Annotated in this window: 7 protein-coding genes; 5 read left to right on the forward strand and 2 right to left on the reverse strand. The window is 38.7% G+C overall.

Going from position 1 to position 11187, the window contains the following annotated elements; all coding sequences use genetic code 11:
• Positions 1-32: 32 nt before the first annotated feature.
• Together C4S54_RS02460 and C4S54_RS02465 are read left to right on the forward strand one after the other, a co-directional pair.
• Positions 33-1523, forward strand: a complete 1491-nt coding sequence (locus C4S54_RS02460) for an extracellular solute-binding protein (protein WP_103868119.1) — start codon at positions 33-35, stop codon at positions 1521-1523.
• Positions 1498-3246 (forward strand): SGNH/GDSL hydrolase family protein, encoded by a 1749-nt coding sequence (locus tag C4S54_RS02465; RefSeq protein WP_103868120.1) that lies wholly within the window; start codon positions 1498-1500, stop codon positions 3244-3246. Before C4S54_RS02460 ends, C4S54_RS02465 begins: the two co-directional genes overlap by 26 nt.
• Positions 3247-4300: 1054 nt before the next feature.
• Here C4S54_RS02465 and C4S54_RS02470 read toward each other — a convergent pair.
• Positions 4301-6070 (reverse strand): sensor histidine kinase, encoded by a 1770-nt coding sequence (locus C4S54_RS02470; RefSeq protein ID WP_160110653.1) that lies wholly within the window; start codon positions 6068-6070, stop codon positions 4301-4303.
• The gene (locus C4S54_RS02475; protein WP_103868122.1) at positions 6067-7560 is read right to left on the reverse strand and encodes a response regulator transcription factor; all 1494 of its coding nucleotides are present in this window, start codon (positions 7558-7560) and stop codon (positions 6067-6069) included. Before C4S54_RS02475 ends, C4S54_RS02470 begins: the two co-directional genes overlap by 4 nt.
• Before the next feature lie 156 nt (positions 7561-7716).
• On the opposite strand from C4S54_RS02475, the gene C4S54_RS02480 reads away from it, so the two are divergent.
• Genes C4S54_RS02480 through C4S54_RS02490 form a run of 3 tightly spaced genes read left to right on the forward strand, consistent with a single transcriptional unit; the run spans position 7717 to position 11175 of the window.
• Positions 7717-8661 (forward strand): ABC transporter permease, encoded by a 945-nt coding sequence (locus C4S54_RS02480; RefSeq protein ID WP_200821034.1) that lies wholly within the window; start codon positions 7717-7719, stop codon positions 8659-8661.
• 9 nt (positions 8662-8670) lie between these two features.
• Positions 8671-9552: a carbohydrate ABC transporter permease gene (locus C4S54_RS02485; protein ID WP_103868124.1), complete on the forward strand. Its 882-nt coding sequence runs from the start codon at positions 8671-8673 to the stop codon at positions 9550-9552.
• 24 nt (positions 9553-9576) lie between these two features.
• Complete coding sequence (locus tag C4S54_RS02490; RefSeq protein ID WP_103868125.1) at positions 9577-11175, forward strand: DUF3502 domain-containing protein; 1599 nt, start codon at positions 9577-9579, stop codon at positions 11173-11175.
• Positions 11176-11187: the final 12 nt, after the last annotated feature.

The following is an 11187-nucleotide window of genomic DNA, read 5'->3' on the forward strand; positions in this document are numbered from 1 at the left end:
TACCTTAGGGGGTAAAGGAGGATTTTTAGAGTATGAGAAAGTCTCTAACAAACAAAGCAACAGCCGTTATTACAATGGCAGCTATGCTTTTCAGCATGGCAGCTTGTGGCTCACAGGAAGCAGCACCAGCAGCAACTGATACTGCTCAGCCAGAAGCAAACACAGAAACAGCTACTGCAGAAGCAACAACAGAAGCAGCTGCAGAAGCTACAGAAGCACCATCTGATGAATATGATCCATATCAGGTAATCACAGATGCAAGCGGCAACCCAATCGACCTTGGCGGAATGGAGATCATCATCCGTGACTGGTGGTCATCAGATGAGCCTGCAGCTCCAGCTAACGATTATGAAGAAGCTCTTCAGGAGTACAGAGATTGGATCCAGCAGACATACAACTTCACAATCAAGTCTCAGGCATTTGGAGACTGGGGTTCAACACCTACAGATTTCGTAGACTATGCAACAACAGGTGGCGATGAGAACTATCTCTTCACACTTCGTGATGACCCAGCTATCACATCAGCTATGGCTAATGGTCTTATGTATGACCTTGCAACACTTGACTGCCTTGATTTCAATGACATTAAGTTCCAGAGAAACAAGCTCCATGAGCAGTATTCTAAAGGAAACAGCATCTATGCTATGTTCGCTGGATATTCAGAAGCACGTACAGGTGTATATTTCAACAAGAGACTTCTTAAGGATGCCGGAATCGATCCTGAGTCACTTTACGATATGCAGGCAGATGGAACATGGACATGGGATAAGTTCGAAGAGCTTATGCAGAAGGTTCAGCAGGATAAGGACAACGATGGTACTGTAGATGTTTGGGGCCTTACACTTAACGAAGGTAACATGACAACAGCAGCTGTATTCTCAAACGGCGGATCATACATCGACAAGGATGCAAGCGGCAAGTATGTATATAACCTTGAGTCTCCTGAGACACTTGAAGCTCTTGAGTGGACAGTAAACATGTTTACAAACTATGACATGCCAGATCCAGAGGGCGCTGAGTGGGATTACTACAAGGAAGCATTCATCAATGGTATGGCAGCATTCATGGTTGATGATGAGTACTGCGCAACACCTGGTAACTTCCTTGAGGATATGCAGGATGAAGTTGGATTCGTTATGTTCCCTAAGGGACCTAAGATGAACGACTACATCAACGTTTGGACAAACAACCCAATTGCAATTCCAGCATGCTACGATGCAGACAAGGCTTGGAAGATCGCATTTGCATGGAACCTTTATACAAACGCTCCTTCAGCTGAGTACCTTGATTACAACGGATATCTTTCAACAGCCAGAAATGGTATCTTCGATGAGAGAGCAGTTGATGAGACAGTTACTATGATGACAGAAAAGGGAACAATTGCTTACCACGGAATGATTCCTAACCTCAGTCTTGGCTCAGACTTTGTATGGAACATTGGACCTGGCGTAGTTGTTTCAGAGCAGGTAGAAGCAATCCGTGACACATGGAAAGCTTATGTTGACGAGGCAAACGCTCAGTAAATCTGTTGGGGGTCCTAAGGCCCCCAAAGATCCTACAAAGAAAAGACCTTTCTTTTTCATAATGCAGGGTAAAGAAATATTTGGGGCGCCTCAGCCTGATGGCCGGGGCGTTCAGTTTCTTTATATGGACTGTGGAAGACTTATAGATGCTGCCAGATTATCAGGTAATATCGAAGACGACTACATGTTAGAGCTGCTTAAGTCAGCTCAGGGCTTTAAGACAGTTGTCCACAGCATAGGTGTCAGTGTTTCAGGTCGTGATGCAAAAGAACCTGTGAAATTCGTACTTGAGATGTATCCTGAACGTCCGGGACAAAAAGCTACTCAGATAAAGCAGGAGCTTTACATGGATGGAATGGAAACAGTTATAAATCTTGAGGATATTGAATGGGAAGCTTCAGATAAAGAAGTGGGGCAGATAAGATTTGAGTTTGGAACTTCAGGAATCCAGGCAGCAGCGGATGTCAGATTCTACCTCAATCAGGGCTTCATTGCTCCTGTTCAGCCAATGGAACAGCTGGTTGATTTTAAGTCTTCAAGATATAAAAAGATGATCTCACGGAGTCTGTTGCATGCCGGAAACACCGCAAGGCTTGAAAAAGTTTTAAGTAAGGCCGGAAGTGGTGAGAATGTCACACTTTCTTTTATTGGAGGATCTATTACACAGGGAGCCGGAGCTATACCAATAAATGAGAAATGCTATGCAAAAGTTTTTGCAGATGAGTTCCAGAAAAGATATATCAAAGGCGGGAAAGTGAATTTTATCAAGGCAGGTGTGGGAGGAACTCCCTCAGAGCTTGGAATGATAAGATTTGAGCGAGATGTACTTAGGGACTACGCTGAAAAACCGGATCTTATAGTCATTGAATTTGCTGTAAATGATGAAGGTGATGAGACCAAGGGAGTCTGCTACGAGAGCCTTGTAAGGAAGGCCCTGTCACTTCCATGGAAGCCGGCAGTAGTTTTACTGTTTGCAGTATTTTCTTTTGACTGGAATCTTCAGGACAGATTGGGGCCTGTAGGAATCAGATATGATCTTCCTATGGTGAGTGTCCTGGATGCAGTAACAGAGCAGTTTAAGCTTCTTCCGGAGGATGGAAGGGTTATATCAAAGAATCAGTTCTTTTATGATGTATACCACCCAAGTAATCTTGGCCATCAGATAATGAGCGACTGCCTTATCAATCTGATCGATAACGTCAATGAATCAAGGGACACTTCATATGAAGAAGATGAGACACTTCCACATCCGGTAATAGGTGGGGACTTTGAGAAGGTTGAACTGCTGGATAAAAAAGAGTTAGAGGCTCTTAAAAAGAAATACAAGATAACAAAACTTGACGCCGGTTCTTTTGACGATGTTGATAAGGATGTTCAGCTTGTGGAGATGGACGAAGAAATCATTCCACGACCTGAATTTCCGAATAACTGGGCTTATAATGGGAAAAGCTCAGATCCTGAACCATTTGTCATGAACATTAACTGCAGTAAGCTGCTACTGGTGTTCAAGGATTCAGGAAGCGCATCCTTTGGAACTGCGCAGGTTTTTGTGGATGAAAAAAAGATAAAGGATGTCAATCCGTTAGAGGTTGGATGGACACATTGTAATGCCGTGATTCTTTTCAATGAAGAGAAAAACAGGCAGCACAAAGTCGAGATTAAAATGGCGGACGGCATGAACGATAAGAAGTTTACAATCCTGGGGTTCGGAGTTGTAAGGTAATAAGAGAAAAGTGCGTGTAGAGGAAAAAGCTCTACAGGCACTTTTTTATTTAGTTCATCCTTTTTAGAAATAACCCTATGATGAAAATCAGAATATGTATTGGGGAAGATACTTAATTTATTAGAAAAGTTTAGATAGCGCCGCCGTACGCCACCCTTGACTTTAGCCTCTGGAAACGCCGTCTCCCCCTCGCCGACGGTGAGGATGATGGGAACAGTAGATTCTATCTCACCGTCGGATCCAGCATTGTAGCGTTTCCATCAGCTCTGTCAAGGGCAAGCACCTTCGGTGTGGCTGGTTTTTATTGCCTCTGGCTCTGAATCCAGGAACAGTAGGGGTGGCTACTTTCATGGGTGCGCATGGCTATGTGCTCATTTTACTGTGACAATTTATTATGATACGCCTTGCGATTACAGAATCCATGACCTAATCAACGGATTTCATAAGTCTAGGTCATGTTTTTTGTCATGGAATCGCTCTGCGATTACAGAATCCATGACCTAATCAGCAGATTTCAAATGTCTAGGTCATGTTTTTTGTCATGGAACCGCTGTGTGATTACAGAATCCATGACCTAATCAACGGATTTCATAAGTTTAGGTCATGTTTTTCGTCATGATATCGCTTTGCTATTGCAGAATCCATGACCTAATCAGTGGATTTTCATAAGTCTAGGTCATGTTTTTTGTCATGGTATAGCTAAGCGATTATAAAATCTATGACTTAATCATCAGAATTCATAAGCCTAGGTCATGTTTAGATAGCTTGTCCACCCGGCTTTGGGCATATAGCATGATATCGAGCTTGCAGCCACCCCTCATCATGAGGGGTGGCTGGCTTCACAAAATGATCCGGCTCTTTGACGTCTATCTCTTGGCTCTGATAAAGCATTCGCTATCTTTGCTGGGATGTTCCTATAAAATACAGCTCATCTTCCGTAAAGCTTATGCTACTTGGACTACCGTATTTTTCTGCTCTTGTTCATATAAAAAATTATACGCTTAAAGTTATAAAAAGTGCCTAAAACAAAGGATTAAAAGTTTAATCGTATAAGTTATGACCAAATCTCGATTTGTATTTTGGTTCCAACATTTATTGTACTTTCGATAGATATGTTTACGTTACCATTAAAGGTTAGTAGCAACCTGTTTCTAACATTCTGCAGCCCATATCCTGATTCTGTATCTAAAGAACCAGCGAACATTGACTGAAGTGCAGAAAGCTGTTCAGGATCAATACCAATCCCATTATCACTTATGATAAGAATAAAGCGCCTATCGTTTTGGTGTGCAGAGATGTTGATCATGCCAGGACTATCTTTGGGGCTTATACCATGAATAATCGCGTTTTCAATCAATGGTTGAAGTGTTAATTTAGGTAGCTCAAAATTTTTAACATTTTCATCAATATCTGTTTGAAGTGTTATTGGATAATCAAATCTATTGTTTTGTATCTCAACATATGTATTAACGTGCTCTAGTTCACTGAAGAGTGGTACTTTGCTCTTGCCTTTGCTTAGGCTTAATTTATAGAATTTTGAAAGATTTAAAACCAACTCGCTTATTTCCGGATTTTTGTATCTAACACTAAGCCAATATATCTGATCAAGTGTATTATATAAAAAATGCGGATTTATTTGTTCTTGCAGAGCAATCAGCTCTGCATTTTTTATAGCTTTACCCATCTTATATTTTTCATCAAGTAACATAGAGATGTGATACAACATATAATTAAAGTTTTGAGTTAAAACACCAACTTCATCCTTAGATGGAGCAGGGAGTTCTTTGAAAAAAATAGAAGAATCGTCAATATTGCGCATTTGCTGAGAAAGAATGCGTAATCTTTTGGTATAACCTTCTGATAATATCCAAGCTGCAAATATAGATACTATGAGCATGCTAAGGGAACTTATCACTGCTACTATAGTTATGGAACGGGAAGACAAGCGAATATCTGAATATGGAATTAACATATAAAGAGACCACTTTGAATTTTTAATAGGAACAAAATATAGGATATATTCTGCGCCATCCAAAGAGATATCCGTTCCGGATTCTATTTGATCCTGTGAATTGTCATGAATGATATTATAAGCACCTTGAAGTATTTTTCCTTCACGTTCTGAGTTAAGATCTGAACTTGCGATGATCTGGCTATCACTTGCTAGATAGGTAATTGTGTTTGGAGATGTTTTGGCAAGATTAAGCGTGTCAGAAAAAATACTTTTTGAAAACTGGAGACGTACAACTCCGATGATGTTGGCGTAATTCTCCATGTCAGGTATGTTTTTTAAAACAATTATATTATCTGCGTTTTTTGCCGGGAGAAAGTCCTGACCTCTATACCATGACAGATGGCGGGTATTAAAATTGTAATTTTGATAAAAGGGCGTAGTTATATAATTTCGCAGATTATGAATGTAGGAAGACTCAAGGAATGAAGCTGGTCCATTCCACATATAAAGCTGAATGTCTGTCATGTCCGGTGTTGACTGAGCTGTTAAGAAGAGTTTTTGCAGTTCATCATTATCTAATTGCCATGAGCCAATGTCATAGTCTGAAGCATTTTTTTTAAGAAGTGTTTGCAGGCTATTGTTAGCAGAAAAGATATTGAGAATATCTCTTATTGAAGCAGTCTTAAAATTTAGCAATGATTGTGTTTGTTCTAGAGAAGACTCAGCAGAGTAACGCATCTCTTTAGAGGCATGTCTATCTGCATAGTATAGAAATAAACTAAGCATGCCAATTATAACAACCGCAAAAACTATGATATATGAAATCATGAGCTTAGTTCGCATGCTCAGATTGTTGAGGATTTCTTTCATTGATGTATCTTTTCCTTCCGGTATGCAGCGGGGCTCATACCTGTATTTTTTTTGAACACTGATGAAAAGTAGGTAAGATCGGGAAAACCACATTTTAATGCGATGTTCTGAATCTTATCGTTTCCTCCTAACAGGAGTTTCTCAGCTTTCTTAATGCGCTTTTCGGTAATAAATTGTCCAAGCGACATACCTGCTTCTTTGGCAAAGTAACTGGAAATGTAATTGGACGAAAGCCCAAGCACATCAGCAATTTGGTTTAAAGATAGCTGAGTATCATCGATATGGTCTTCAACATAATTTATTATGTTTCGAATTCTTGGGTCTTTGAACTTAACCATATCTGAACCGGAATCCACTAATATTGACAGAATATTTGAAATATCAATAAGTGACTTAGCTGATTCAAATTTCTTGTACTGATCAATACTCATATTGCCGGTTCCAAACATATGCTTTTGTATATGTTGATAAGCATCAAGATAAAACTGTCTTACGCTGTGTATATCATACTTCTTTGCGGATATTTCTTTGTTGAAAGAAAATAATAGTTCTTTTATTGAATTACTATTAGAATTCATGAGAACTTCATCTAGCCTGTCAATCATTTCCTTGTTATTTTTTAAAGGCACCGGATTCCAGTTATTCAAGTCACCACTGTACTCAATTTGATAGAAGCAAAGAAATTCAAGAAATGAGTATTCTGTTTTCAAAAATGCTTTATCTATTTTGGAAATATCAAAGTTTTCAATGAAGCATATATATGCTCGTGTGTTTAGACGTGATAAGTCGCCATCCCTAAGCAACGTAATATATGAGTTTGATAAATCTCTTTTTATCATCATATGTAGAATGCCCTTTGGGGCAAAAGCTATAAGTGTGGCATCAACAAATAATGAAAGGGCGGTTTCGTAAAAAGCCTGGCCTTCAGTTGGATTTGCAATGAATTGGGGATAAAAAGAACTAATAAGAGAGTATTCTTCGGATACATTAAATAGCCCGGAACTATCATAGCCTGTTCCCGACAAAATTGACATCAGAGTTGCTTCTTTTACAGCTGTCAGATTGCGCTCTTTAAATGCCTCAAGCTTTTTATGTTCTTGTTTTGAGGCATTACGCTTACGCCATTCATTAGCTGCATTCGAAATGATTGTTGTTAGATCGTCAATAGAAATGGGTTTTTCTATGTATTGGAAAGCTTCAAGACGAATAGCAGACATAAGATATTCTTTATCAGCATATCCGCTTAAAAACAGTATCATTGTATCAGGGTATTTAGCTCTTACTTCATTTGCCAAAGCAATACCATCCATAATCGGCATACGAACATCGGTAATAAGGATGTCCGGGGCACCATTTTTTTCCATTTGTTCAAGTGCATCTTTTCCGTTTCTACATCCTTTTACAAGACTGATTCCAATAGAAGTCCAGTTGACAAAAGATAGTATGCTTTCACGAATATTTCTTTCATCTTCTACCAGATATAACACCATGTTCTTTACCCCAATTTCGCTTTCTCCACTACTTAATTATATAGCAACCGGCAGCTTTGAAAATGGCTTTGTAGAAAATCAAAAGAAATCGTAAGAATTCTAAAATTTTAAAAAACTGCTGAACAATATAATGAATGCATGGGAGGCAAGATGATTATGAAGAACAAACAGAAAAATCAGAGGGGAAGAATAACGTTATGGCAGGATATTAAAGCTAATAAGATGCTATATCTTATGTTTTTGCCTGCTTTTGTATGGTTTGGAGTTTTTCGATATTACCCGATGGCAGGTATAATTGTTGCTTTTAAAAGATTCAATTATAGGGCGGGCATATTTGGAAGCCCATGGAATGGATTTGATAATTTTGCATATTTCTTTAAGTCTGGGAAAGCCTGGCTTGTAACTAAAAATACTATTCTGTATAACCTGGTATTCCTAGCGGTATATATCATAGGAGCTACACTAGTAGCTATCTTGTTATCAGAAGTTGGTAACAAGATTTTTAGAAAACTCACACAAACAATCTTGTTCTTACCATATTTCGTATCTTGGGTTGTGCTTGCAAGCTTGGTATACAGAGTATTTGATTACGATACAGGAATCATAAATATGATCAGAGGTTTCTTTTCACTTGATCCGTTAAATATTTCAACCGACCCTAAAGTTTGGCGGATATTGCTACCTGTATTGTATGGATTTAAGTGGATCGGATACGGGAGCATTTTATTCTTGTCAGCAATTATGGGATTAGACCGCTCCTGCTATGAAGCGGCAGAGATAGATGGGGCAACAGTGTTTCAGAGGATAAGATATATTACATTGCCACTGCTTAGGCCTACTTCAATTACCTTGATTCTTTTAGGCGTTGGAAAGATCATGAGGGGCGATTTTGATATGTTTTATCAGTTAATCGGAAATAATGGTCTTCTGATGGATTCAACAGATATCATCGATACGCTTGTATTTAGGTCGCTTATGGGAAATTCAGATTTTGGAATGGCATCATCCGCTGCATTTTATCAGTCTATCTTATGTTTTGTGATCATAATCACGGTCAATAATCTGGTGAAAAAAGTTGATGAAGATTCTGCGTTGTTCTAGGAGAAGGGTATGAAAGTAAAGGGAAAAGATTGGTTTCTGATACAGATTCTTGCATATGTTTTTTTAGGAATACTAACAATTATTGCTTTGTATCCGTTTGCGTGCCTGTTTACAAGCTCTTTTAGCAGCGAACATGCAATGATCAATTATGGAATGAGGCTTATTCCAAAAGAATTTTCTTTAGATGCATATAGAACTGTATTTAAAAGACCGGAGCAAATCGGTAAAGCATATATGGTAACAATTGGCGTCACTGTGATAGGAACTGGAATATCACTTTTTGTTTCATCTATGACTGCCTATGTTCTGTTTAGAAAGGAACTCTATTACAGAAATCAGCTGGCATTTATTTTGTATTTTACCGAACTTTTTAATGGAGGCTTAGCATCATATTACATTATTGTTTGTAAAAACCTTCATTTAAAAAATACATATCTTGTAATGATTCTGGTTCCGTTATTTAGCGTATTCAATATTTTGGTCTTAAGGAATTTTATAAAATCTTCTATTCCTTATTCGCTTATTGATTCATCAAGAATAGATGGTGCTAGTAGTTTTGGGATTTTTTTCAGGATTGTATTACCTTTGTCTAAGCCTGCTCTAGCATCAATTGGACTATTCATAGCACTTGGATATTGGAATGACTGGTGGACAGCCATGATGTTTGTAGAAAAGAAGAATATGTACCCGTTACAGTATACGCTTTATAGAATGTTGTCCACAGCACAAATATCCAGTGCAGCATCAGAAAATGCAGCAGTTATAAATACTCCTACGGAGACGCTTAAACTTGCTATGACAGTGGTAGCAACAGGACCCATAATTTTTCTTTATCCATTTGTCCAAAAATATTTTGTGGCAGGAATTACTATTGGTTCTGTAAAAGAATAATATAATTTAAATGGAGGGTGAACTATGAAAAGGAAATGGTTACAAAAGGGCGGAGCAGTGATGATGGCTGCGCTCACAGCTGCTTCAGTACTTGCGGGATGTGGAAATACTGAAGTTCCATCAGAAGCAAATGCTGCTGGTACAAAAGAAGTAGCAGGAGAGTCAGGAGAAACTGCTTCACAAACATCTGATATTGACATCTCTGAGCATGTAGATGTTGTAGGATATCTGTTGGGTGAAGCACCTGCAGGAATGGATGACGTTATGAATGCGGTCAATGAAAAGCTGGAAAAAGATCTGAATGCATCTTTAGAAATCAGATATTTGAGCTGGGGAGAGTATACCGCAAAATATCCTTTGCTTTTAGCAGCCGGGGATGACATTGATTTTATATTCACAGCGGACTGGTGTATGTATTCACAGGAAGCAACTAAAAATGCATTCTATGAACTTACAGAAGATGAACTGAAGACATATATGCCTTTGCATTGGCAGAATTGTGCACCTATTGCCTGGGATGTAAGTAAGGTTAATGGCAAAAATTATATGATCACTACATGTACGCCAGATAGAAGATGCGATGTTGCTGCATATAGGAAGGATCTTTGCGATAAGTATAACGTAACTGCTCCTACAAAGATGAGCGAATTTACAGACTACTTGGCTGCAATTAAGGAAAATGAGAGCGATATTGTTCCGATGAACATGGATTCTCAGTATGATCTTGGTTCACCATTTGGCGCACTTAGAAATGAATATGGTGATAGATATGAAGATGCAAATCATCTTGGCATTTTCTGGAATGCTGAATCAGATGACGGTCAGTTCACACCAATTTATGAAGGGGCTGTAAGAGAGTCATATAAGTATGCCGCTGACATTATGAAACAGTGGTATGATGCGGGATATATCAATAAAGACGTTTTTTCCAATGATGTACGCAGTAAAGACGCATTTCTTGAAGGAAAGAGCGCTGTAGCATTTGGTAATTCTGTTGATATGCAGAGTTTTCTTGTATCAGCAAAAGATAAAGGATATGAAGTAGGAATTGTTCCACTTCTTGATAAACAGGGACATTCACTTGCTACATCATATCTTAATAATGGTGTAGGTATTGCAGCTACATCAGAGCATCCGCAGAGAACAATGATGGTGCTTGATAAGATCATGGAAGATCCTGAATACAACTATCTTGTTTATTACGGTATAGAGGGAAAGAATTACGTAATTACCGAGGACCAGAAGATTGGACTTCCTGATGGTGTGACTGCTGATAATAACGATTATCCGGCAGATGCAGCAGGATTCTGGTTTACTAATAAAGATCAGTTCCTTCCAAGTGCAACATGGTCAGATGACTATATTGCTCTTAAGGCTCAGATTGAGGATGGAATGCTGATTGATAACAAGTTGACTTCTTTTGCACCAAATGTTGAGAATGTTCAGACACAGGTAGCTAATGTGACTAACGTGCTTCAACAGTATGCAAATCCTATGCAGGTGGGGATGGTTGAAGATACAGAAGCGGCACTTACTACTCTTGAAGAAAAGCTTAAAGCTGCAGGACTTGAAGATGTACAGGCAGAGATTCAGAAGCAGGCAGATGAATATTTAGGAAAGTAATTATTGTTGTTG

The organism is Butyrivibrio sp. Su6 (assembly GCF_900108105.1).
Taxonomy (GTDB): domain Bacteria; phylum Bacillota; class Clostridia; order Lachnospirales; family Lachnospiraceae; genus Butyrivibrio.